This window comes from Stenotrophomonas sp. HMSC10F06 (assembly GCF_001807865.1).
Taxonomy (GTDB): Bacteria; Pseudomonadota; Gammaproteobacteria; order Xanthomonadales; family Xanthomonadaceae; genus Stenotrophomonas; species Stenotrophomonas bentonitica_A.
On the sequence record NZ_KV791258.1, the window covers coordinates 16,572 to 40,623 of the forward strand.

20 protein-coding genes are annotated in these 24,052 nt (G+C 67.5%); 11 read left to right on the forward strand and 9 right to left on the reverse strand.

Going from position 1 to position 24,052, the window contains the following annotated elements; genetic code table 11:
- Nucleotides 1-62: 62 nt before the first annotated feature.
- The 4 genes from lldP to HMPREF3113_RS03360 all read right to left on the reverse strand — a co-directional run bounded on the left by lldP (nt 63) and on the right by HMPREF3113_RS03360 (nt 3,654).
- Nucleotides 63-1,721, reverse strand: coding sequence for an L-lactate permease (gene lldP, locus HMPREF3113_RS03345; protein ID WP_070470783.1), 1,659 nt, complete (start codon nt 1,719-1,721; stop codon nt 63-65).
- A 185-nt stretch (nt 1,722-1,906) separates the two neighbouring features.
- Nucleotides 1,907-2,341, reverse strand: a complete 435-nt coding sequence (locus HMPREF3113_RS03350) for a VOC family protein (protein WP_019185079.1) — start codon at nt 2,339-2,341, stop codon at nt 1,907-1,909.
- Entirely contained in the window at nt 2,338-2,796 is a 459-nt protein-coding gene (locus tag HMPREF3113_RS03355; RefSeq protein ID WP_019185078.1) for an MgtC/SapB family protein, read from the reverse strand. Before HMPREF3113_RS03355 ends, HMPREF3113_RS03350 begins: the two co-directional genes overlap by 4 nt.
- Before the next feature lie 99 nt (nt 2,797-2,895).
- Nucleotides 2,896-3,654 (reverse strand): SDR family NAD(P)-dependent oxidoreductase, encoded by a 759-nt coding sequence (locus HMPREF3113_RS03360; RefSeq protein WP_070470785.1) that lies wholly within the window; start codon nt 3,652-3,654, stop codon nt 2,896-2,898.
- 208 nt (nt 3,655-3,862) lie between these two features.
- On the opposite strand from HMPREF3113_RS03360, the gene HMPREF3113_RS03365 reads away from it, so the two are divergent.
- Complete coding sequence (locus tag HMPREF3113_RS03365; protein WP_070470786.1) at nt 3,863-4,957, forward strand: alkene reductase; 1,095 nt, start codon at nt 3,863-3,865, stop codon at nt 4,955-4,957.
- A gap of 101 nt (nt 4,958-5,058) precedes the next feature.
- On the opposite strand, the gene HMPREF3113_RS03370 is transcribed toward HMPREF3113_RS03365, so the two are convergent.
- The 3 genes from HMPREF3113_RS03370 to HMPREF3113_RS03380 all read right to left on the reverse strand — a co-directional run bounded on the left by HMPREF3113_RS03370 (nt 5,059) and on the right by HMPREF3113_RS03380 (nt 8,801).
- On the reverse strand, nt 5,059-6,954 hold the full coding sequence (locus HMPREF3113_RS03370) for a CocE/NonD family hydrolase (RefSeq protein ID WP_070470788.1): 1,896 nt from the start codon (nt 6,952-6,954) through the stop codon (nt 5,059-5,061).
- 99 nt (nt 6,955-7,053) lie between these two features.
- Entirely contained in the window at nt 7,054-7,449 is a 396-nt protein-coding gene (locus tag HMPREF3113_RS03375) for a hypothetical protein (RefSeq protein ID WP_070470790.1), read from the reverse strand.
- Nucleotides 7,446-8,801, reverse strand: coding sequence for an MFS transporter (locus HMPREF3113_RS03380; RefSeq protein ID WP_070470791.1), 1,356 nt, complete (start codon nt 8,799-8,801; stop codon nt 7,446-7,448). The genes HMPREF3113_RS03375 and HMPREF3113_RS03380 overlap by 4 nt, the downstream gene beginning before the upstream one ends.
- A 106-nt stretch (nt 8,802-8,907) precedes the next feature.
- Between HMPREF3113_RS03380 and HMPREF3113_RS03385 the strand changes: the two genes are divergently transcribed.
- Nucleotides 8,908-9,804, forward strand: a complete 897-nt coding sequence (locus HMPREF3113_RS03385; RefSeq protein WP_070470794.1) for a LysR family transcriptional regulator — start codon at nt 8,908-8,910, stop codon at nt 9,802-9,804.
- Between the two features lie 38 nt (nt 9,805-9,842).
- Here the strand turns inward: HMPREF3113_RS03385 and HMPREF3113_RS03390 are convergent, their stop codons facing one another.
- Together HMPREF3113_RS03390 and HMPREF3113_RS03395 are read right to left on the reverse strand one after the other, a co-directional pair.
- Entirely contained in the window at nt 9,843-12,662 is a 2,820-nt protein-coding gene (locus HMPREF3113_RS03390; RefSeq protein ID WP_083298708.1) for a beta-glucosidase, read from the reverse strand.
- A gap of 268 nt (nt 12,663-12,930) precedes the next feature.
- Nucleotides 12,931-13,374, reverse strand: coding sequence for a winged helix-turn-helix transcriptional regulator (locus HMPREF3113_RS03395; RefSeq protein WP_070470795.1), 444 nt, complete (start codon nt 13,372-13,374; stop codon nt 12,931-12,933).
- Between the two features lie 75 nt (nt 13,375-13,449).
- Here HMPREF3113_RS03395 and HMPREF3113_RS03400 point away from each other — a divergent pair, with 75 nt between their 5' ends.
- The 9 genes from HMPREF3113_RS03400 (at nt 13,450) to HMPREF3113_RS03435 (ending at nt 24,047) form a co-directional block, all read left to right on the forward strand.
- The gene (locus tag HMPREF3113_RS03400) at nt 13,450-14,796 is read left to right on the forward strand and encodes an MFS transporter (RefSeq protein ID WP_070470797.1); all 1,347 of its coding nucleotides are present in this window, start codon (nt 13,450-13,452) and stop codon (nt 14,794-14,796) included.
- Nucleotides 14,718-15,152: a VOC family protein gene (locus tag HMPREF3113_RS03405; RefSeq protein WP_070470798.1), complete on the forward strand. Its 435-nt coding sequence runs from the start codon at nt 14,718-14,720 to the stop codon at nt 15,150-15,152. The genes HMPREF3113_RS03400 and HMPREF3113_RS03405 overlap by 79 nt, the downstream gene beginning before the upstream one ends.
- A gap of 254 nt (nt 15,153-15,406) precedes the next feature.
- Nucleotides 15,407-16,024 (forward strand): translesion DNA synthesis-associated protein ImuA, encoded by a 618-nt coding sequence (imuA, locus tag HMPREF3113_RS03410; protein ID WP_070470800.1) that lies wholly within the window; start codon nt 15,407-15,409, stop codon nt 16,022-16,024.
- Between the two features lie 9 nt (nt 16,025-16,033).
- Nucleotides 16,034-17,449 (forward strand): Y-family DNA polymerase, encoded by a 1,416-nt coding sequence (locus tag HMPREF3113_RS03415; RefSeq protein WP_070470802.1) that lies wholly within the window; start codon nt 16,034-16,036, stop codon nt 17,447-17,449.
- The gene (locus tag HMPREF3113_RS03420; RefSeq protein ID WP_070470804.1) at nt 17,446-20,550 is read left to right on the forward strand and encodes an error-prone DNA polymerase; all 3,105 of its coding nucleotides are present in this window, start codon (nt 17,446-17,448) and stop codon (nt 20,548-20,550) included. Before HMPREF3113_RS03415 ends, HMPREF3113_RS03420 begins: the two co-directional genes overlap by 4 nt.
- A 111-nt stretch (nt 20,551-20,661) precedes the next feature.
- Entirely contained in the window at nt 20,662-21,168 is a 507-nt protein-coding gene (locus tag HMPREF3113_RS03425; protein ID WP_070470806.1) for a hypothetical protein, read from the forward strand.
- 111 nt (nt 21,169-21,279) lie between these two features.
- Nucleotides 21,280-22,047 carry a YggS family pyridoxal phosphate-dependent enzyme gene (locus HMPREF3113_RS03430; protein ID WP_070470808.1) on the forward strand — a complete coding sequence of 256 codons (768 nt, stop codon included), beginning with the start codon at nt 21,280-21,282 and terminating at the stop codon, nt 22,045-22,047.
- 189 nt (nt 22,048-22,236) lie between these two features.
- Nucleotides 22,237-22,392: a hypothetical protein gene (locus tag HMPREF3113_RS18740; protein ID WP_167390404.1), complete on the forward strand. Its 156-nt coding sequence runs from the start codon at nt 22,237-22,239 to the stop codon at nt 22,390-22,392.
- A 347-nt stretch (nt 22,393-22,739) separates the two neighbouring features.
- Nucleotides 22,740-24,047 carry a chloride channel protein gene (locus HMPREF3113_RS03435; protein WP_070470811.1) on the forward strand — a complete coding sequence of 436 codons (1,308 nt, stop codon included), beginning with the start codon at nt 22,740-22,742 and terminating at the stop codon, nt 24,045-24,047.
- The last annotated feature ends 5 nt before the right edge of the window (nt 24,048-24,052 follow it).

Genomic DNA, 24,052 nt, shown 5'->3' on the forward strand with positions numbered 1-24,052 from the left:
CATTGTCGCCCGCGGGGCGGGCGATGGGGTCGATGCCGGTGGCCGGACTGCCGCGCATGGGCTCAGGGAATCATCCAGGTCAGCCAGTACGCCTGCACCGTGGTGATGATGCCGACCATCACGGTGAAGATCAGGCTGTGCTTGACCGTGAAGCGGAACAGGTCCGATTCCTTGCCGGCCAGCCCGACCGCCGCGCAGGCAATCGCGATCGACTGCGGCGAGATCATCTTGCCGGTCACCCCGCCGGTGGTGTTGGCCGCGACCAGCAGCACTTCGGACACGCCGATCTGCTGGGCCGTGGTCGCCTGCAGCGCCGAGAACAGCGCATTGGACGAGGTGTCCGACCCGGTCAGGAACACGCCCAGCCAGCCGAGGAACGGCGAGAAGAAGGTGAAGGCCTTGCCGGTGTGCGCCAGGGCCAGTGCCAGCGTCGCCGACAGCCCGGAGTAGTTGGCGATGAAGGCAAAGGCCAGCACCATGCCGATGGAGTAGATCGGGACCTTGAGTTCATTGGCGGTTTCAGCGAAGGTGCGCAGCGCCGCGGCCGGGCGCATCTTCAGCAGCACGATCGCGATGACCGCGCCCAGCATGATCGCCGTGCCGGTCGCCGAGACCGCATCGAACCTGTAGATCGCCTCGTACCCGGTCGGCACCGGCACGATCGGCGGCATTTTCAGCACCAGTTGATCCAGCGCCGGTACCGGAATCTTCAGCACCCAGTGCTCCAGCGCACCCCCGGTGGCGAACAGCGCCTTGAACGGCTTGATGCTCCAGATCGTGACCATCGCGGTCAGGATCAGGAACGGCGACCATGCCTTGACGATCTGGCCGGTGGAATAGCGCGGTGCCTCCAGTGCCTGGGCGGCAGCTTCTGCGCTGCTCTCGGTATCGAAGCGGAAGATGCGCACCGGCGTCCACTTGCGCAGGAACAGGGTCAGGCAGACCAGCGACGTCAGCGAGGCGGTGATGTCCGGCAGCTCCGGGCCGATGAAGTTGGAGGTCAGGTACTGGGCGATCGCGAACGACCCACCGGCCACCAGCACCGCTGGCCAGGTTTCCCTGATGCCGCGCCAGCCGTCCATGATCGCCATGATCCAGAACAGCACGATGACGGTCAGGAACGGCAGCTGGCGCCCGGCCATTTGCCCGATCTCGAATGCATCCAGCCCGGTCACCTGCCCGGCCACGATGATCGGAATGCCCATCGCGCCGAAGGCCACCGGCGCGGTATTGACGATCAGGCACTGGCCGGCGGCATACAGCGGCTTGAAGCCCAGCCCGACCAGCAGCGCAGCGGTGATCGCCACCGGCGCTCCGAAGCCGGCCGCCCCTTCCAGGAACGCGCCAAACGCAAAGCCGACCATCAGCATCTGCAGGCGCTGGTCTTCGGTGACCGACAGGATCGACGCCCGGATGATGTCGAACTGTCCGGTCTTGACCGAGACCTTGTACAGGAACACCGCGCCCAGAATGATCCAGGCGATCGGCCACAAGCCGTAGACGAAGCCATAACCGGCTGCTGCCAGCGCCTGCGACAGGGGCATCCGATAGAACAGCAGGGCCACCGCCAACGCGATCACCACGGTGATCGTGCCGGCCAGCCAGCCCTTCATGCGCAACACGGCCAGGGCGACAAAGAAGAAAGCGATCGGCAGCAGCGCGATCAGGCTGGACAGCCAGAGGTTGCCAGCGGGGTCATACAGTTGTTGCCAGGCCTGCATCGGCGGATCTCATCAAGACGGACAGGGGTCCGCGCGGTCAGCACCGCGCGAGCCGAGAACGTCCAACAGTGGTTATTGGTAGTACCAATAACCAACATGCCTGTTGGAACAGCCCGCATTGAAACGCCAAACGCGAGACGAGCCTATTAGACCATAGGTCTACGTCCGAATATTGGTCCTACCACTCAGCAGCCGCAGTCGTTCGAACGACCTTTGAGTTCCACCGAGTTGCCGTCCGGATCGCGCAGGCGCAGCGAGAGGCCATCGCCCTCGGCACCGTAATTGCGCTCGGCCGGCCCACTGAGCTCTACCTGCAGTCCCTGCAGATGCACGCGCACCTGCTCGGCATCGAACGGTTCCACGCGCAGGCAGACATGCTCGACATTGCGCCCTTCCCGCCCGGGCGCCGCCCCGCCCTTGATTCCCAGCGGACCGTCCACGCTGATCAGATCGATCAGCGACTCACCGGCATGCAGATGCACCATGCCCAGCGACGGCCGTTCGCGGGCGACCGTGCAGCCCAGAACGTCACAGTAGAAGCGCACGGCGCGGGGCAGATCCTGCACGCGCAGCACCACGTGGTCGATGCGCTGGATCTCGAAGGGACGTTCGCTGCTCATGACGACTCCAGTTTTCTGGCGATACGGCTGAATACCACCAGCACGATCAGGCACAACACACTCACGCCGACAGCGATCACATACTCGCCGATGCCAACCGCGATACCGATCGCGGCGGACATGATCAGTGAACTGGCAGTGGTAAGGCCGCTGACCTGGTCATCGCGCGAGCCCCGCAGGATCGTGCCGGCGGCAACGAAGCCGACACAGGCCACCACCGCCTCGATCAGACGCACCGGATCGACCTGCAGCAGGTCACGGTAGCGTTCCTCCTGGAAGTGTTCGGCAATGCTGTCGCCCAAGCCGACAATCAGTGCGGCTGCACCGGCGATCAGCATGTGCGTGCGCAGTCCGGCGGCGTGCTTGCCCATCTCGCGTTCGATGCCGAGCGTGGCGCCCAGCAGCATGGCTACGGCAATCCGCAGCAGGATCGATAGATCTTGTTCCAGTCCCATCTGCGTCTCTCATCCGGCAATGGACGGAGCGTCGCAGACAGGGGCGTCTGGGGACCGTGAAACCAGTGGCAGGCCCGGCTGAGCCTGCCACCACGTGTCTTACTGGGCCAGATATCCGCCATCGATCGCGTAGTAAGTGCCGGTTGCAAAACCCGCATCCGCGCTGGCCAGCCAGGCCACCAGTGCGGCGACTTCTTCCGGCTTGCCGAGGCGTCCCAGCGCGTGCTTGCTTTCCAGCGCCTGCTTCACCTTCGGGTCCATCTTGTCCAGCAACGGGGTGGCGATGAAGCCCGGGCCCACCGCATTGATGCGGATCTTGTCCGCCGCGTGTTCCCACGCCGCCGTCTGGGTCAGACCGACCACGCCATGCTTGGCCGCGACATAGGCCGCCGAATTGTTGAAACCGACCTGGCCCAGGATGGAGGCCATGTTGATGATGCTGCCGCCCTTGCCCGTGCTGCGCATCGCCTGGATCTGCGCCCGCTGGCACACGAATACGCTGTTGAGATTGACGTCGATGACGTTCCTCCAGCCATCCACGGGGTAATCGCCACTGGCCGCCGACGGCCCGCCGATACCCGCGTTGTTCACTGCGATGTCCAGCCCACCGAGTTCCTGCACGGTCTGCTTCACGGCTGCTTCCACCGCGTGCTCGTCGGTGACGTTCAAGGCGATGCCGATCGATTTCACGCCTTTGCTGCGCAGCGCCTCGGCTGTCTTCTCGACGGCGTCTGCCTTGAGATCCCACACCGCCACCGCCGCGCCGGAATCGGCCAGCAGTTCGGCCACGGCCAGGCCGATGCCGGAGACGCCGCCGGTGACGATGGCGACCTTTCCCTTGAGCTGATAATCAATCATCGCGTTGTTCCTCGGGTTGGAATAAGGCTGCGGGCACTGCCTGCCCATGCCTCGACCATACGCCGCGAAAACGTTACAGAACGTGCACAGCGTGCTCCGCAACAATCCTTCCCATCGCTGCAACGCACCTGCCCCTATGCTCGGGGTCGTACGACCACATCCTTTCTTTCATCCGCCGCTGGCGGTCGCCCCCTCCCAAGGTAAGCCCATGACAGATTCCACTGACGGCCAGTTGTTCTCCCCCACCCGTCTGGGGGCCATCGACGTCGCCAACCGCGTCGCGATGGCACCGCTGACCCGCAACCGCGCCATCAAGGACCGCATTCCCAATCCTCTGGCCATCCAGTACTACGAACAGCGCGCCAGCGCCGGGCTGATCATCGCCGAAGCCACCCAGATCAGTCCGTTGGGCCAGGGCTATCTGGATACGCCCGGCATCTACAGCCAGGACCAGATCGATGCCTGGAAAAAGGTCACCGACGCCGTGCACGCGCGCGGTGGCAAGATCGTGCTGCAGCTGTGGCACGTCGGCCGCATCTCGCACACCAGCCTGCTGCCCGAGGGCGAGGTACCGGTGGCGCCGAGTGCCCTGCGCGCCGATGCGAAGACGTTCACCGCCAAGGGCTTTGAAGATGTCTCCGAGCCGCGCGCCCTGCGCCTGGACGAGATTCCCGGCCTGATCCAGGACTATCGCCAGGCCGCACGCAACGCCATCACGGCCGGCTTCGACGGTGTGGAAGTGCATGCTGCCAACGGCTATCTCATCGACCAGTTCCTGCGTGATGGCAGCAACCAGCGCACCGACGAATACGGTGGCAGCATCGAAAACCGCACCCGCCTGCTGGATGAAGTGGTCAGCGCGATCGTTTCGGAAATCGGTGCAGAACGCACCGGCGTACGTCTCTCGCCGGTGACGCCAGCCAACGACGCTGCCGACTCCAACCCGCAGCCGTTGTTCGAACGCGCCGTGGAGCGTCTGGATGCCATCGGCCCGCTCGCTTTCATCCACGTGATCGAAGGCGCGACCGGCGGCCCGCGCGACAACATCGCCTTCGACTACGCCGCGCTGCGCGCCAAGTTCAAGGGCGCATGGATCGCCAACAACGGTTACGACCAGGCGCGTGCCGAAGCGGCGGTGGCCTCCGGCTATGCCGACATGGTCGCCTTCGGTCGTCCCTTCATCGCCAATCCCGATTTGGTCGAGCGCTTCCGTCTGGGCGTGGCGCTGTCCGAGCTGGACAAGGACACGCTGTACGGCGGTGGCGCACACGGCTACACCGACTACCCGACCCTCGACGGTTGAGGGTCAATGCGGGTTCGCCGGATGCGCTGTCCGGCCAACCAGAGCAAGGATGACCTGCATCCTGGAGGCGCCGGCCCATGGCCGGCGCTCCCTTCCAGCCTTCAATACACCGGCAACGAAATGAAACTGGCCTGCTGCGGCGCGTGCCAGATCTGCTGCGTCGCCTTCTGGTAATCGGCCGGCTTGGCCAGGTAGATGTTCGGCACGAACGTCTGCGGGTTGCGGTCGTACAGCGGGAACAGACTCGACTGCACCTGCACCATCACCCGGTGGCCCGGCTGGAACACATGGTTCGCGGTCGGCAGACCGAATTTGTAATCCAGCACCTGGTTGCCCGCGATCGCCTTCGGGTCGCTGAAGCTCTCGCGGTACCGGCCACGGAAGATCGCCATCGAGACCGACAGCTCGTACCCGCCCATCTCCGGCGTCGACGGCGTCTGGTCCGGATACACATCGATCAGTTTCACCACCCAGTCGCTGTCGCTGCCACTCGTGGCTGCCTGCAGATTGACCTGCGGCGCGCCGCCGATCCGCAGCGGCTCGGTCAACGGCTCGCTGACGAAGGTCAGCACGTCCGGGCGACCATCCACGAAGCGCTGGTCCTTCACCAGCCAACTCGTCCACATGTCGCGGTCAGCAAACCGCACCGGGCGCGGTACAAACGGCACCGGCTTGGCCGGATCGGATACATATGCCTCGAACGTGGCCTCCCCCGCCTGTGGTGCTTCAAAGGACAGCCTGCCGCCCGCGCGCAGGTACAGCGGCCGGGACTGCGCCGCGCTGCGCGGCCACTGCTGCAGCTTGTCCCAGTGGTTCTCCCCGGTGTTGTAGATCAACACCGGCGGTGTCTGCGCCTTGGGCGCGCCATCGACCAGGTACTGATCGAAGAACGGCTTGAGTACATCGCGGCGGAACTGCAGCGCGGTGTCGCCCTCGAACTTCAATGCGCCCAGGCTGCTGCCGTCATAGTTGACCTGGCTGTGCCGCCAAGGCCCCATCACCAGATAGTTCAGCGTGTTGCCAGTGTCACGCGGCTCCATCGCCGCATAGCTGTGCACCGCGCCCCACATGTCTTCCTGGTCCCACAGGCCCTGCAGCCACATCGTGGGGACCTTCAGTTCGGTCCTGGCCATGCGCGCGTCCAGCGCCTGTTCCTGCCAGAACGCATCGTAGCTGGGGTGCTCGATCAGCTTGTGCCACCACGGCAACTGGTCCAGCCCGTTGGCCCTGGCGTAGTCACCGGCCGAGCCGGCGCGCAGGAAGGTGGTGTAATCGTCGTAGCCCACGCTGGGAATCGCCGGGCCCTTGCCGCGCTTGGCCAACTGGCCGGTGAAGTAGCCGAAATTGACCTGGCGGAACGCACCGTAGTTGAGCCAGTCATCGCCCATCCAGCCATCGATCATCGGGCTCTGCGGCGCGGCGACCTTCAACGCCGGGTGCGGGTTGGTCAGCGCCATCACCACGGTGAAGCCCTCATAGGACGAGCCCAGCATGCCGACCTTGCCGTTGCTCTCGGGCACGTGCTTGACCAGCCAATCGATGGTGTCCCATGCGTCGGTGGCATGGTCCACCTTCGTGGGGTTGAGCGGCCCACGCAGCGGCCGGGTCATCACGTAATCGCCCTCGGAGCCGTACTTGCCGCGGATGTCCTGGAACACGCGGATGTAGCCGCCATCGACGAACACCTCATCGCCCTGCGGCAGGATGTCACGCATGTTCGGCGAATCCATGCGCTTGGCACGATTGGCCGCATCGTAGGGCGTGCGGGTCAGCAGGATCGGCGCGTTCCTGGCGCCCTTGGGCACCACGATCACCGTGTAGAGTTTCGTCCCGTCCCGCATCGGCACCATCACCACGCGCTTGTCGTAGTTGTCCTGCGCCGTGGGCGTCACGAAGCCCTTGGCTGGAATGTCCGGGGTCATCGGCGAGGTCTGCGCCGACACACTGGCCGCAACCATCAGACTCAACAGCGCAACTGGCAATACACGCACACGCATGGGCTCTCTCCCGGCAGTGATGGCAACCTCCGCAGCCTAGCGCTGCCCGGCGCGCCCCGGTAGATGCCGAACGGCCCGGCGCCGTGTCTTTGCCCGCATTCAGCTGCCAACCACCGTTTCATGCAAAGCCTGCCAGCGCAGCGTGCCGTCCGGGCGGCTCACGAGAACCACCAAGGCCTCACGTCGATGGCCGGTGCCATCCGCGCCGATCTGATCCTCGCGATAGCGCACCGCGCAGGCGGCGGGCGCGAGCGGCAGGTACTGCATTGCATCGACCGTGATCTGGAGCCCGGGCCGGCTGCCATGGGCGGAGGCGAAGAGGTCGGCGAGCGCGGGCTTGTCCAGGCGGACGCCACGGATCCCGACCATGCTGAAGTCCTCGCTGAAGCGGGCCAGCAGTGTGCCCAGCGCAGCCACAGGCGAGCGGCCGGTGAACCAGTCTTCGATCAGCACATGCAGGTCATGGATCTCGTTGAAGGCAAGCGTGTCATTCATGGGGAGGCTCTCAAGGCAAGGGAAGACGCCGGCAGGCGCCATAGCAGAAGCATCGGCAGCAGGCTCATGCCCGCCGCCAGCATCAGGGTGAGCGGGAACGCATGCGCTGGCAGCACGGAGGACAGCACCGCCAGCACACAGGCCAACAGCGCGGCGGCCAGACAGAAGCTGAGTTGGCGGTTGAGATTCCACAGCGCACTACCCGGCAGCAGCTCTGCGTCCGCCAGCCTCTGGAACGCGAGCGTCTGCGCGCTGCTGCTGCACAGGCTCCCGCCCAGCCCCATCAGCGCGAAGGCCAGTACCGGCAGCCATGGGTGAGTGGCCTGCACGCCGATCAGCAGCACGATCCCGAGCGCCTGGCATCCCATGCCGGCGCTCAACAGTGGGCGCGCCCCGATGCGGGGCAGCCAGTGCTGTGTGGTGGCGATGGCGCAGGCCGAGGCGATCGCCCACGGCAGCATGAAGCCACCGATGGCCGCGGCGCCGTAGCCCTGGCGATACAGCAGCAGCGTGGCCACCAGCTGGGTGCCGATGAAGGTCCCGGGTACCAGCAGATAGACCAGCATCGCCAGCCGCAGCGATGCATGCCGCAGCAGCGACCATTGCAGGACCGGGTGATCGGTACGGCGCGCACTGCGGGCATACAACGCCAGCACCAGGATGGCGACCACGAGCAGGCCCGCGCCGAGCATCCGCTGCCCCGGCTCTGCCAACAGGCTCAGCGCAACCAGCAACACGCTCAGGCCCAGTGAGCCCAACAGCAGCCCGCGACCGTCCAGCGCAGGTACGACCACCGGCTCACGCGGACGCACCCACCACGCCGCCAGCGCCAAGGCCACCATGGCCAGCGGCACACTGACCAGCAACACGCCGCGCCATGAGCCCCACTCCACCAGCAGGCCGCCCAGTGTGGGTGACAGCGCCGGCACCAGCAGTGCCACCGCCATGATGCGGGCGGTCAGACGCGCGCGGTCGGCCGGCGGGCATTCGCGGTAGGCCATCGCCTGCCCCACCGGAATCAACAGCCCACCGCCCAGCCCCTGCAGCAGGCGCCACGCGATCAGCCACTCGATGCTCGGCGCGGTGCCTGCCAGCACGGCGCCCACGGTAAACAGGGCCAGCGAGAGGCACAGCACCCGGCGTTCGCCCAGGCGCGCCGCCAACCAGCTGCCCAGCGGAATGACCAGGGACAGCCCGAGCATGTAGGCATTGCCGATCCACGCCAGCTGCGGCACGGACGCGTGCAGGTCGTTGGCGATGGCCGGATACGCGACGGTCCCGATGAACATGTTCACCAGGTCCAGCGAGAATCCCAGCAGGTACAGCGTTTCCACCCTGGCCCGGTATGTCATGACGCGCTCCGATTGCGAGGCGGCAGCATGCGCGTTGCGGCCGGCTGGATATACGGGCAAGCGGATGCAAGACTGTCAAACCATTTTTGACAGTCAGCGTGCCGCCATGGTCAGTCTGGACCGCTTCGAGACCTTCAAGACGATTGTCGATGCCGGCAGCCTGACCGCTGCCGCGCAACGCCTGGGCCAGAGCCGCGCAGTGGTGAGCTTCAACCTCAAGCGGCTGGAACAGGAACTCGGTGTAACCCTGCTGGTGCGCAATACCCGCAGCCTGGCGTTGACCGAAGCCGGCGAGCGTTTCTACCAGCACTGCACGGCGCTGCTGGCCACCGCCGAGCTCGCCATCGAGGAAGCACGCAGCGAACAGCTGCAGCTGCGCGGTACGCTGCGCCTGACCACCACACCGGAATATGCGATCGCCCGGGTCGTGCCGGTGCTGGAGTCGTTCCGTGCCCTGCATCCCGAGCTGCGCCTGCATCTTTCGACCTCCCCGGCACCGGCGGACCTGATTCCCGAGCGGTTCGATCTCGCGATCCGCCTGGGCCGCCTGCAGGACTCGCAATTGCGCGCGACCCTGCTGGACGAACACGCGCTATGCGCGGTCGCCTCACCGTCGTTGTTGGCCACGCTGCCCGATGAGGCCGCGCGCGATGATCCGGACTGGGTCCGCACGCTGCCAAGGCTGGGCTATCCGCGCCTGGCGGACCTCCCACTGGTGGCGCCCGATGGCAGCGACCAGCTGTTTGCCTGCAACCCCGCCCATGCGGTGGTCACGGTTGATAACGCCTCCACCCTGCGGGCGTTCGCGCTGGCCGGGGCCGGCGCGACCGTGTTGCCGCAGTGGTTGATCGATGACGATCTGGCGCAGGGCCGGCTGCTGCCGATCCTGCGCCGTCATTGCTTCCCGCGCCAGGGAGTGTATGCGGTGTTTCCCAACACCGCCCAGCCCTCGCGCCGGGTCCGGCTGCTGCTGGCGCACCTGCGCGAGCACCTGCCGGGGTGACCGGAGGCACGACCCACGGTCGTGCCCTGCCCGTCAGTTCAGCGGACCACCTGCCCGGCCAGCTCCAGCGGCACGCGCTGCACCGGTGCATTGGCCGCGCGCGAGAGCTGCACTTCGTACTGCCCACCGGCGATCTTCCACTGCTTGTCGGCGGTGTCGAAGCTGGCCAGCGTCTTCGGCTCGGCTTCGATGCGGATCCGGCGGCTTTCGCCCGGCTGCAGCGTCACCTTCTGGAAGCCGATCAGGCGGATCGGGGTGGTGCTGCCCTGCGGCAGCTGCAGGTACAGCTGCGGCACATCCGCACCGGCGACCTTGCCGGTGTTGCGCACATCCACGCTGGCGACCACGCGCTGGCCTTCCACCACCACCGTCAGGTTGTCGTAGCCGAAGCTGGTGTAGGACAGGCCATAGCCGAACGCGTACTGCGGGGTCAGGCCCTTGGCGGCAAACCACTTGTAACCGACGTTGGCGCCTTCGATGTCGTAGTCGATGGTGTCATCCGGCTTGTTCTTCGGGTTGAAGCCCAGGCCGTTGACGTGCGGGCGCGGCAGCTGACTGACATCCACCGGCCAGGTCACCGGGAGGCGGCCGGACGGATTGACCTTGCCGGTCAGCAGCGCGGCGATGCCTTCACCACCGCGGATACCCGGATACCAGGCCTGCAGGATGGCCGGCACCTGCTGCAGCCACGGCAGCTCGACCGGGCCATTGGTTTCCAGCACCACCACCGTCTTCGGGTTGGCCTTGGCCACCCCGGCGATCAGCGCGTCCTGGTTGTCCGGCAACTGCATGTGCGGCAGATCGACCGACTCGGCCGACCACTGGGTGGCGAACACGATGGCGACATCGGCCGCAGCGGCAGCGCGCGCGGCGGCCGCGACATCGCGGCCATCCACGTAATCGATGCGGGCATCCGGACGCTCGGCGCGCAGCGCTTCCAGCGGCGAGGACGGGTGGAAGATCACCGGGCCCGGCCAGGTGGTCGGCATCACGCCCGGCACCGCATTGGTGCCGCGGGCGGTCCAGCCCACCATCGAGGAACCACCACCGCCGATCACGCCCTTGTCGGCATGCCCACCGATGATGACGATGCGCTGCACGTCCTTGCCCAGCGGCAGCAGGTCATCGGCATTGCGCAGCAGCACGCTGCCTTCTTCGACGGTGCGCTGCGCGGCCAGGAAGCCGGCCTCGTCATCGATCGGCTCGTGCACCGGCGGCAGGTCGAAGTTGCCGTGCGCGAACATGGTGCGCAGGATGCGGCCGACCATGTCGTCCAGGCGCGCCTGCGGCACGACGCCACCGGCCACGGCCAGGCGCAGCGGCTCATCGAAGTAGACCGCCTTGTCGAACACTTCACCGGCCGACTGCTGGTCCAGGCCGGCCAGCGCCGCCTTGGAGCCGCTGTGCACGCCGCCCCAGTCGGACATCACGAAACCGGGGAACTTCCATTCCTGCTTGAGCACCTCGTTCATGAGGTAATCGTGTTCGCAGCCGTAGGTGCCGTTGATGCGGTTGTACGAGCACATCGCCGAACCCGGCTTGCCGATGTCCATGGCGATTTCAAACGCCAGCAGGTCCGATTCGCGCATCGCCTGCTCGCCGATCTCGGCGCTGTGGAAATTGCGCGAGGTCTCCATGTCGTTCAGCGCGAAGTGCTTCATCGTGGAGATCACGTGCTGGCTCTGCACGCCGCGGATCGACTCGCCGACCAGCACGCCGGCCAGCAGCGGATCTTCACCGGCGTATTCGAAGTTGCGGCCGTTGCGCGGGTCGCGCTGCAGGTTGACGCTGCCGGCCAGCAGGATATTGAAGCGCTGCTGCCAGGCTTCGCGACCCATGGTGGCACCGCCGGCGAAGGCGATGTCCGGGTTCCAGCTCGATGCGGTGGACGGGCCCGACGGCATCGCCGTGGCATGGTCACCCTTGCGCAGGCCACCCGGGTTGGTCACGCCGACGCCGGCATCGGCCGACTGCTGCGCCGGAATGCCCAGGCGCGGCACGCCCGGCACGAAGCCGGCCGAACCAACCGCACCTTCGGGCAGCGGGCCGCCGTCCTTGCCCAGCCCGAAGTAGCTGTGCAGCATCTGGAACTTCTCGTCCACGGTCATCTGCGCGACCAGTGCCTTGGCACGGGCATCGGCGTTCAGGCCGGTGTCCATCCATGGCGTATCGCCACCGACCGGCGCGGTGTAGCCCAGGGTCAGCAGCGTAGCCGCGGTGGTGCCCTTCTTTCCGTCATGGGTGCGCAGCTTGATGGCGGCCGAGGTAGCCGACTGGAAGCCATCGCTGAAGTAGCTTTCGTTGGCTTCCAGCGCGACACGCGACGGATCGAAGCCGGCGGTGGTGGCCGCATCGGCACTCACCGCGCCCAGCAGCACGGCCGGTGCGCCCAGGCGCGAGCCGGTGACCAGCGGCGGCAGCGCGGCGGCATCGGCGGCACTGGTGTACAGCGCGACCACATGGCGGCCATCGTTGAGGCGCAGGTAATTCAGCGACGGCTGTTCGGTGCCCGACTCGGCCTCGATCGGCAGGCGGGTCAGCACGACGCTGCCGGTCTGCTGCGCGGCGGCCGGATCGGCGGTCACGAAACGATAGTGATAGCCCAGCGCATCGGCCAGACCCTGCAGCGGATCCACGCGGTCGGCGCGGCGCTCCACGTTGCGCACCGTCACGGCATCGACCTGCAGCTGTTCCAGCTGTGCGGCGACCACGGCCGCATCCAGCTCACCCGGGGTCTGTTCCAGGGTCAATACGGTGAACGCGTCGGTGGTGGCGGCCGGGGCAGCGGCCCAGGCAGAAGCGCTCAGCGAGAGCGCGATGGCGGCCGTCAGGGCCAGGGGCTTTGAAATCGTTTTCATGAGCGGACGAAACACCTTTGCTTGCGCAATAAATCCAGGGAGTCTTGCCGCAGAAGGGTGCAGCGCCATATCGGCGGGAACCACGCGCAGGGGCGCGGAACCGTTTACAACGCAAGGCGATGACGGCTACGTCCAGGCCCCTCCGCCCGTCGTGACAGCCGCACCACCCGGGAGGCCCTTGCCGGCACCTCACCCCGGAAGAGTGTCCGAGCGTGTTCATGCCTGTCAACAGGATGCTTACATTTGAGACAGCGAAACCCGGCCCGAATCAGGGCGACGGCGGCTTGATCACCTGGGTGTCGGCAGCCGCCACCACCTGCCCATGCTGGTCACGCGGCTGCATCAGCGCCAAGGGCAGGCCATCGCTGTCGGCCTGCAGCACCGAGCGCGGCTCGCCCGGCGCGAACAGGAAGGCCTCGCCCCACTGCCGCAGCGCCACCACCAGCGGGAACAGCGCGCGGCCGCGTTCGGTGAGCACGTACTGCTGGTAGCCGCGCCCCTCCTCCAGCGACTGCTGCGTCAGCACATCGGCCTCCAGCAAGGCCTGCAGGCGCTGGCTGAGCATGCTGCGCGACATCCCGAGGCGGCGCTGGAAATCACTGAAGCGCCCTACTCCATCGAACGCCTCGCGCACGATCAGCAGCGACCAGCGGTCGCCGACCAGATCCAGCGCGCGCCCCACCGGGCAGGGGGTAGTGGCATCGGTTGTCATGTGCGGCCTCCTTTCGAGGTTTCATTTTAGAACCACATACTCCAAAATCAACTGGTTCTTTTTTGAGACTACATCATGCCGCTCCCTGCCTCCGCCTCGCGTGCGTCCACCTCCCCGCTCCCCTCCGCCCTGCTGATGCTGTTCGCCTGCGCCGCCGGTTTGAGCGTGGCCAATGTCTATTACGCCCAGCCCTTGCTGGATGCCTTGGCCGCCGATCTCCAGATCAGCACGTCCCGCATCGGCGCGGTGATCGCCGCCACCCAGCTGGGGTCGGTGGCGGCGCTGCTCTGGGTGGTGCCACTGGGTGACCGCATGGACCGCCGCCGCCTGATGGCGGTCCAGACCGGCGGCCTGGTGCTGGCGCTGCTGGCCGTCGCGCTGGCCACGCAGGCCTGGAGCCTGCTGCTGGGGATGCTGGCGGTGGGCCTGCTCGGCACCGCGATGACCCAGGGGCTGATTGCCTACGCCGCCGCCGCGGCGGGCGAGCACGAGCGTGGCCGGGTGGTCGGCGCCGCACAGGCAGGCGTGGTGGTCGGGTTGCTGCTGGCACGGGTGGTGGCCGGGGCGGTGGCCGATCTGGGCGGTTGGCGCGCGGTGTACCTGCTCTCGGCAGTGCTGATGATCGTGACCGGCACCCTGTTGTGGGCACGGCTGCCGCGATTGCCTGTGTCGGCCGCACACGACGCGCGGACCGGCTTGTTCGCGCTGCTGCGGCAGCAGCCGGTGCTGCGCCAGCGCGGCGTGCTGGGCCTGCTGCTGTTCACCGTGTTCGGGGTGTTCTGGAGCAGCATGAGCCTGCCACTCAGCGCGCCACCCTATGCCCTCAGCCACACCGCCATCGGCGCTTTCGCGCTGGTCGGCGTGCTCGGTGCGTTGGCCGCGGCCCGCAGCGGGCACTGGAGTGACCGGGGCCATGCCGGGCGGGTCACCACCGGGGCCCTGTGGCTGATGCTGCTGAGCTGGGCGCCGATCGCGGCGATGTCCCATCACCTGGGCTGGCTGGTGCTGGGCGTGCTGCTGCTCGATCTGGCCGTGCAGGCGCTGCACGTCACCAATCAGAGCCGGATCCTGGCCGCCGCACCGCACGCGCAGGCACAGGTGATCGCCGCTTACATGCTGTTCTACGCGGCAGGCAGCGGGCTGGGCGCGTTGGCCGGCAGTGCGCTGTATGCCGCCTTCGGCTGGCCCGGGGTGTGCATGGCCGGCGCTGCCGTCTCGCTGCTGGCACTGCTGGCGTGGTGGGCGATGCGGGGTTATCACACCATCACCGGTGGTCATGAGCCCAGCCCGGTTCCCGGTGGATCGCGGATCGATAATGACCGCTCACGTCCCGGAGCGACCGCATGCCCCCACACCGCCACTTCGATCAACTCTGGCGCGACCGCAACGACACCTCCCGGCAACGCAGCCCGCGGGTGCTGATCCGGGTGTTCGTCGGCCCAGGCCAACTGGAAGCGCGGGTGGCGTTCTACGAGCAGTTGCAGGGGGTGGTGGCCGATGCGGGCTTTCCGTTCCCCGAGGCCGGCCTGCGCCTGGCGATGGTCGGGGCGTTCCTGCTGATCGAAGGCGCGCCGGACAAGCTGGCCCCGTTCACTTCCACCACCGGCACGCTGCTGGTGGATGACGTGCAGCCGTACTACGAGCGGCTGGTGGCGGCCGGGGCGGAGATCATCTTCCCGCTGCAGGTCGTGCCGACCGGCGCAGCCTTCAACGCCGTGCATCCGGACGGCACCGTGGTCGAGTACGTGCACCACCGGCCTGATCCGCAGGGGCGCTAAGACCCCGCTCGGTGTGCATCGAGAGGGCGCCCAGCCCCCATCCCGTGTAGATCCACGCCGCGCGGAGGCTCTCGCTGAAGCATTCATCACCCTCAACCGCTTCGGAATCCGGCCGTCGAATTCGTTAGCATTTTTACTAATTGCGGGTAGGATTGTCGGTCTCAGCCTTTGACACGCGTGCTGCCGATACTCGCCGCCATGCCCTTGTTTCCCGCCCGTTTCCGCCTGCTCCAGCCCTGCCGGGAGGCCCGCTGATGGGCGCCGTGCTGGCCCTGGACCGGCTGCTGGAAACCCGCCGGGTCTGGCGGGGGCAGCCACGTACGGCGTTCCCCGAGGTAGCGCCGCACCCGACCGGCCACCCGGCACTGGATGCCCGCCTGCCCGGTGGTGGCTGGCCGCCCTCGGCCCTGTCGGAAGTGCTGCTGGCCTCGCCCGGGGTCGGTGAGCTGGCGCTGGTCTGGCCGACCCTGGCGCGGTTGAGCCAGCAACAGCAGACCGTGGTGCTGATCGCCCCGCCGCACCTGCCGCATGCCCCGGCCTGGGCACGCGCCGGGCTGGCACTGAGCCAGGTGCAGGTGGTCCAGGCCAGCCCGCGCGATGCGTTGTGGGCGGCCGAACAATGCCTGCGCTCGGCTGCCTGCGCGGCAGTGCTGTGCTGGCCGCAGCAGGCCGATGACCGCGCGCTGCGCCGGCTGCAGGTGGCCGCTGAAACCGGCCAGTGCCTGGGCTTTTCCTTCCGCGATGCCCGGCATGCGCGCAATCCCTCCCCGGCCGCGCTGCGCCTGCAGCTCGACGATGGCCAGGTGCGGGTGCTCAAGTGCCGTGGCGGGCTGGCACCGGTACAGCCGCTGCCGCTGGCCGTGGCCCATTGAGCCGCCGCCGTGGATTGGGCCTGCCTGCTGCTGCCGCACCTGGCGCTGGATGCCGCCCTGCGCCAGCAACCCGATCCGGACGCGCCGCTGGTGCTGGTCACCGGCCCGGCGCAGCGGCGCGTGCTGCACGCGGTCAGCCCCTCGGCCCGGCAGCGCGGGCTGCGCCGCGGCATGCTGCTCTCGGCCGCCCAGGTGCTGACCCGCGACGTGCTCACCGTGGAGTACGACCCACGCGCCGAGCAGGCCACCCGCCACCTGCTGGCCAGCTGGCTGTACGGCATCAGCTCACAGGTCAGCCTGGATTTCCCGCATGCGATGGCGCTGGAAATCCGGGCCAGCCGCGCACTGTTCGGTGATTGGCCGAAGGTCGAGCAGCGGCTCACCCGTGGCCTGACCGAACTGGGTTTCCGGCATCGGCTGGGGGCCGCACCCAATCCGCATGCCGCCAGCGTGCTGGCCCGCGTGCATGCCCGGCTCGGCGTGGATGCACATCAGTTGGATGCCGCGCTGGCACAGGTCCCGATCGACCGCAGTGGGTTGCCGGTCGAAGCAGTCACCGTGCTGTCGCGCTCGGGCCTGCGTACGCTGGGCGCGGCATTTGGTCTGCCGCGCGAGAGCCTGGCCCGGCGCTTCCCACCGCAGGTACTGGCACATCTGGATGCGCTGCGCGGGATCAGCACGCCGCCGCTGCGCTATTTCCAGCCACCGGACCGCTTCGATGCGCGCATCGAGTTCGAATACGAGGTCGAGTCCACCCAGGCCATGCTGTTTCCGTTGCGGCGTCTGACCGCCGATCTGGCCGCGTTCCTGTGCTCACGCGATGGCGGCGTGCTGCAGTTCGATCTGTGGTTCGAACACGAAAACCATCCCGACACGCGCCTGTCGATCGGCCTGCTCGCGCCCGAGCGCGAACCGGCGATGCTGTTCGAGCTGGCCCGCAACCGGGTGGATCATCTGCAGTTGCCGGCCGGCAGCCGCGGCCTGCGCCTCCAGGCCGAGCAACTGCCACCGTTCGTGCCGGCCGCACGCGATCTGTTCGACCCGCGCCCGCAGCAGGCCATGCCGTGGGAACAGCTGCGTGAGCGCCTGCGCGCCCGGCTCGGCGATGACGCCGTGCAGGGCCTGGGACTGCGCGCCGACCATCGGCCTGAACGCGCGACCGGTGATGCCACAGGCGCGCCCAAGGCCCCGCCCCCGGTGCTGCCGATGCGCCCGGGCTGGCTGCTGGCCCAGCCGCAGGCATTGCAGGATCCGCACCTGCGCATCCTGTCCGGGCCGGAGCGGATCGAATCGGGCTGGTGGGATGCCGACGACATCCGCCGCGACTATTACGTGGTCGAAACCACTCAGGGCCAGCGCGGCTGGGCCTACACCGCCGCCGATGCACGCAGCGGGCCGTTCATGCTGCACGGCTGGTTCGCATGAGTACGCCGCCGCTGCCCGGGTACGCCGAACTGCATTGCCTGTCGGCCTTCAGTTTCCAGCGCGGTGCGTCCATCGCCGAGGAGTTGTTCGCGCGTGCCAAGGGCCAGGGCTACCACGCGCTGGCGATCACCGATGAGTGCTCGCTGGCCGGCATCGTGCGCGCCTGGCAGGCGGCGCAGAAGCACGCACTGCCCCTGATCACCGGTGCCGAATTCCAGCTGGAAGATGGCCCGAAACTGGTGCTGTTGTGCACCGACCAGGGCAGCTACGCCGCGCTGTGCCAGCTGATCACCACCTGCCGCCGGCGCGCGCCCAAGGGCGAGTACCGCTGCCTGCGCAGCGACATGGAACAACTGCACGCCGGCCTGCTGTGCCTGTGGGCAGACCCTGCCCCCGGCATCGAGGATGCGCAGTGGCTGCAGGCCTGTTTCCCGCAGCGCCTGTGGCTGGCGGTTGAACTGCACCGCGAGGCCGACGACTGCGCGCGCCTGCAGCGCCTGCGTCGTTTCGGCCGCGACCTGGGCATTCCACTGGTGGCCAGCGGCGATGTGCACATGCATGTGCGCCGCCGCCGCGCGCTGCAGGACACCCTCACGGCGATCCGCCACCACTGCACGCTCGGCGAGGCTGGCTGGCGCCTGTTCCCCAACGGTGAGCGCCACCTGCGCACCCGCCAGGCCTTGGCCACGCTGTACCCGCCCGAGCTGCTGGCCGAGACGCTGCGCATCGCCGCGCGCTGCCACTTCGATCTCAAGCAACTGCAGTACACCTACCCGCGCGAACTGGTGCCGGCCGGTCACGACCCGGCCAGCTGGCTGCGGGTACTGGTGGAAGAAGGCATGCAATGGCGTTGGCCAGCGGGCGAGACGCCCCAGCAACGCCACCAGATCGAACACGAACTGGCGCTGATCCACACCAAGCAGTACGAGTCCTACTTCCTGACCGTGCACGACATCGTGCGCTTCGCGCGCAGCCAGCAGATCCTGTGTCAGGGCCGCGGCTCGGCCGCCAATTCTTCGGTGTGTTACGTGCTCGGCGTGACCGAGATCGACCCAAGCGAGATGGCGCTGCTGTTCGAGCGCTTCATCTCCGCCGAACGCGATGAGCCGCCGGATATCGACATCGACTTCGAACACGAACGCCGCGAGGAAGTGCTGCAGTACGTATTCAACCGCTACGGCCGCGAGCGTGCGGCATTGACCGCGGTGGCGATCAGCTACCGGGGTCGCAGCGCGGTGCGCGATGTGGCCCGGGTGCTGGGCCTGCCGCCGGACCAGGTCAACGAACTGGCCGCCTGCCTGGACCGCTGGAGCAGCCACGAGCCGCTGCCCGAGGCATTGCGCGAGCGCGGCTTCGATCCGGAGACGCCGTTGATGCGGCGGGTGGTGGCGCTGACCAGTGAACTGGTCGACTTCCCGCGCCACCTGTCCCAGCACCCGGGCGGTTTCGTGATTTCCGAACACCCCTTGTCCACGATGGTACCGGTGGAAAACGCGGCCATGGACAACCGCACCGTGATCCAGTGGGACAAGGACGACCTGGACGTCACCGGCCTGATGAAGGTGGACTGCCTGGCACTGGGCATGCTCACCGCCGTGCGCAAATGCCTGGCGATGCTGGAAGCGCATGGCGGACCGCGGATGACCATGGCGAAGATTCCGCAGGGCGATGCGCCCACCTACGACATGATCTGCCGCGCCGATACCCTGGGCGTGTTCCAGATCGAGTCGCGCGCGCAGATGGCGATGCTGCCGCGCATGCAGCCACGCTGTTTCTACGATCTGGTGATCGAAGTGGCGATCGTGCGCCCGGGCCCGATCCAGGGCGACATGGTTCACCCGTATCTGAATCGACGGAAGCGGCTGAAGGAAGAAGGCATCGAAGAGATCGACTACCCGCCCGCCCTGGAGAAGGTATTCAAGCGCACCCTCGGCGTGCCGCTGTTCCAGGAACAGGTGATGCAGCTGGCCGTCGCCGCCGCCGGCTTCAGCCCCGGGCAGGCCGACGCACTGCGCCGCTCGATGGCGGCGTGGAAACGCCACGGTGGGCTGGAACCCCACCGCGACAAGCTGCTTGCCGGCATGGCCGCCAACGGCTACAGCCGCGACTATGGCGAGCGCCTGTTCGACCAGATCAAGGGCTTCGGCAGTTATGGCTTTCCGGAAAGCCACGCGGCCAGCTTCGCGCTGATCACCTATGTCAGCTGCTGGCTCAAGTGCCACCACCCTTCCGCGTTTGCCGCCAGCCTGATCAACAGCCAGCCCTTGGGCTTCTACACCCCGGACCAGATCCTGCAGGACGCGCGCCGCCATGGCGTGCCGGTGCTGCCGGTGGATGTGCGCTACAGCACATGGGACTGCACGCTGGTGCCTCCCGCCTCGCCGGGCCGGCCGTTCGGCATCCGGCTGGGGCTGCGCCTGATCGATGGCTTCAGCGAAGATGTCGCCACCGGCGTGGTGCAGGCACGCACCCGCGCCCCCTTCGACAGCGTCGCCGACCTGAGCCAGCGCGCCCGGCTGGACCGCCGCCATCAAGGCCTGCTGGCCGATGCCGGCGCACTCAAGGGCTTGAGCGGCCATCGCCATCGCGCGCGCTGGGAAGTCTCCGGCGTGGAGAAGCCGCTGCCGCTGTTCGAGACCGCGCGCGCCCCCGCTGAAACCGCCGTGCCGCTGCCGCTGCCCAGCGCCTTCGAGGACATGCAGGCCGACTACAACACCACCGGCACCACGCTGGGCCGGCACATGGTCTCCTTCATCCGCAGCCAGCTGCGTCAGCGCCGTTGCCACCGTTCCGATGAACTGGCCGCGCTGCCACACGGGCGCAGCGTGCGCTTTGCCGGGCTGGTGCGCATGCGCCAGCGCCCGCAGACCGCCAGCGGGGTCACCTTCCTCACCCTGGAAGACGAATGCGGCATGGTCAACGCGGTGGTCTGGCGCAAGATCGCCGACCGGCAGCACCGCGTGCTGGTCGAAGCCCGGATGATGCAGATCGATGGGCGCCTGGAACGCGTGGACGGCGTGCAGCACCTGATCGTCCGCCAGATGCACAACATCGATACGCTGATCGATGGGGTGCGTACCCACAGCCGCGATTTCCGCTGAGCCATCCCGTGACCAACCTCACGCTCTGAATGTAATCCCAGACTTTTCCGACTGGTGCCGTGAAGGGCGTATCCGGTATGGTCGCAGCCTTCCAAGGATCCGGAGAACCCCATGTCGCGCGCGCTGACCGTCACCACGCTGGTCGTTTCCAGCCTCGCCCTGATCGTTTCCGGTTGGACCGCGCTGCGCCTGCACCAGAGCCAGTCCGAGGAGCGTGTCATCACCGCCCGTGGCGTGGTGATCCGCGATGCCAGTGGCCAGGCGCGGGTGATTCTCGGCGCCCCCGTCCCCGATCCGCTCACCAAGGGCATCACCCAGGGGCCGCGTGCGTCACCGCTGTCAGGCCTGATCCTGCTGGGCGCCGATGGCTCCGAGCGTGGCGGCTACGGCACCGCCGATGTCGGCGACGAGGCCATCCTCACCTTGGACGATGCCACCGGCACCACCGAGGTATTCAAGGTCACCGCCAACCCGGATCGCGGCGCCACCCTGGTCGTCAAACACCAGAACAGCACCGGCGCGATGCTGACCTCCTGGCAGGGCAAACCGGAACTGATCTTCCTCAACGACGACGAACAGACGCACTACGTCAGCCCGAACGCCGCCGCCGCGCCCTGACATCGGCGGGCGGTGATTTTCGGGTAGCGCTATGACAACCTGTCCGTTGTTACGGGACCGCCCTGCTGGCGCGCCGACGCGCCGCAGCCGTCCCCGCTTCCGGAGCTCCCCATGCCCATCGCTGCCCCCACCTGGCCCCAGGCCACCACTGTCGACGAGATCCGCCACAACCTGGCGATGGTCCGCGAACGCATCGCCCGCGCCTGCGCACTGGCCGGCCGCGACCCGGCCGGCGTGCGCCTGCTGCCGGTCAGCAAGACCGTCGATGAGGCCCGCCTGCGCCTGGCGTGGGAGGCCGGCTGCCATGAGCTGGGCGAGAACAAGGTGCAGGAAGCCCAGCGCAAGGCGGCGGCGATGGCCGACCTGCCCGGCCTGCGCTGGTCGGTGATCGGCCACCTGCAGACCAACAAGGCACGTGACGTCGCACGCTTCGCCAGCGAGTTCCAGGCGCTGGACAGCCTGCGCGTGGCACAGGCGCTGGATCAGCGGCTGGAACTGGAGCAGCGCACGCTGGATGTGTTCGTGCAGGTCAACACCTCGGGCGAAGACAGCAAGTACGGCCTGGACCCGATCGAGGTCGCCGACTTCGTGCAGCAGTTGCCAGCGTTTCCGAATCTGCATGTGCGCGGGTTGATGACCCTGGCGGTGTTCTCCCCGGATCCGGAACAGGTGCGCCCGTGCTTTGCGCGCCTGCGCGAACTGCGCGACCGGCTGCGCCCCACCCTGCCGACGGGCATCAGCCTGGAGGAGCTCTCCATGGGCATGTCAGGTGATGTCGAGATCGCCATCGAAGAAGGCGCGACCGTGGTGCGCGTGGGCCAGGCCATCTTCGGCGCGCGTTCGACGCCGGACAGTGTTTACTGGCCGACCCCGACATGAGCGGCTATCGCCTGCAATCGCAGCAGGCGGTCGGTGAGCAGCGGCGGCTGCACAGTGGTCCGGATGGACTGAAGGTGCTGAGCAGCGAGGCGGTTTATCGGGATATCCCTGCGCCATGAACGGGCGCACCCCGGATTCACTTCAGCGCACCCATCGCACGCCGATGCGCCGGCCGACACCGGATGTGCCATGCTCGCCTCCGTTGCAACCCACCTGGAGAGCGTCGCCATGGCCAAAGGCCTGAACAAACAGAAAGAGCAGAAGAAGAAACCTGCCAAGACCGCCAAGGAAAAGAAGGCGGAAAAGAACGAAAAGAAGACCACCCGCGGTTTCGCCCCGGTCTGACCGGCGGCACCTCCGCTTACATCGCGGGCATCATGGGAGTGCGGCCACACCACGGTGTCCCGCAGCTCCTCCCGATGTCATCGCGCAACCACCGGGCGGAAGTCCAGCGGGCTCATCGCCGTGACCGCCTTGAAATGGGCATGGAAGCTCGAGCGACTCATGCACGCAACGCGCGCCACCTCATCGGTACGCCAGACACCGCTGAAATTCGCCCGGATCCACAGGATCGCGCGGACACTCGCGGCACGTAAACCCGCAGCGTGCCTGCGCGGGCACCCGCGCTTGAAAGCGCAAACCGACAGATTCGGTGAAGAGGACCGGCGAATCACCGTGGGATAATTCGCCCCATGACCTCGCCAGACCCTCAACGCCCTCTCCTGTCCAGGGATGCGTGGAAGCGCCGTGCGGCCCTGTGGGGCGGTGCCGTGGCTGTCGCCCTGGTCGCGATCGTGTTTGCCAAGGCCAGCGATGCGGCCTTCCGGGTCTTCCAGTCGATCATCGCCCAGTCGATCTGGTGGGCGCTGCTGCTCACCCCAACGGTGTTCGCGTTGTTGGCGTGGCTGACCAGTGGTGCGCTCAAGCCCACCCGCGGCAGCGGCATTCCGCAGGTGATCGCGGCCCTGGAGATCCCGACGCCCACGTTCCGGCGTGACAATCTCTCGCTGGGCGTATCGGCCGGCAAACTCGCCTTGACCACGCTGTCGTTGCTCGGGGGCGCCTCGGTCGGCCGGGAGGGCCCTACCGTGCACGTCGGTGCCAGCGTGATGTACATGTTCGGGCGATGGTTCGGGTTCCGCGATCCGAAAGAGCTGTCCCACTTTCTGCTCGCCGGTGGCGCAGCCGGCATCGCGGCGGCCTTCAATACCCCGCTGGCGGGCATCGTGTTTGCCATCGAAGAACTCAGCGGCCGCTTCGAGCACCGCTTCTCCGGCACGCTGCTCACCGCGGTCATCGTGGGTGGCGTGGTGTCGCTGGGCCTGCTCGGCAACTACACGTACTTCGGCAAGGTGACTGCCACGTTGCCGCTGGGGCAGGCCTGGCTGGCGATCGTGCTGTGCGGCACCGTCGCGGGACTGCTTGGCGGCCTGTTCGCCAAAGCCGTGCTGCTGACCATGGAAGGCAGACCACGCTGGCTGGGCACGCTGCGCCAGCGCCATCCGGTCCTGCTGGCGGCGCTGTGCGGGCTCGCCCTGGTGCTGCTGGGCGCCGCCTTTGGCGCAGGGGCCTTCGGCACCGGCTACGAGCAGGCCAAGGGACTGGTGCAGGGAGCGCCCTCGGTGGGTCACGAGTTCGGCCTGATGAAGCTGGTCGCCAATCTGGTCTCCTACGTCGCCGGTATTCCCGGCGGCCTGTTCTCGCCCGCCCTGGCCGTCGGCGCCGGGCTCGGCCACAACCTCGCCGCCCTCATGCCTTCGGTCGATGAACGCATCTTCGTGCTGCTGGGGATGTGTGCCTACCTGACCGGCGTCACCCAGGCACCGTTGACCTCGGCGGTCATCTCGCTGGAGCTGACCGACAGCAGCGATATGCTGCTGCCCATTCTGGCCACCGTGCTGATCGCGCGCGGCGTCTCCGGCCTGGTGTGCCGCGTGCCGATCTACAAGGCCATGGCCGAACAGCTGGTCAAGCAGCTGCCTGGCCCCCACCCGGCTTAGTGCCG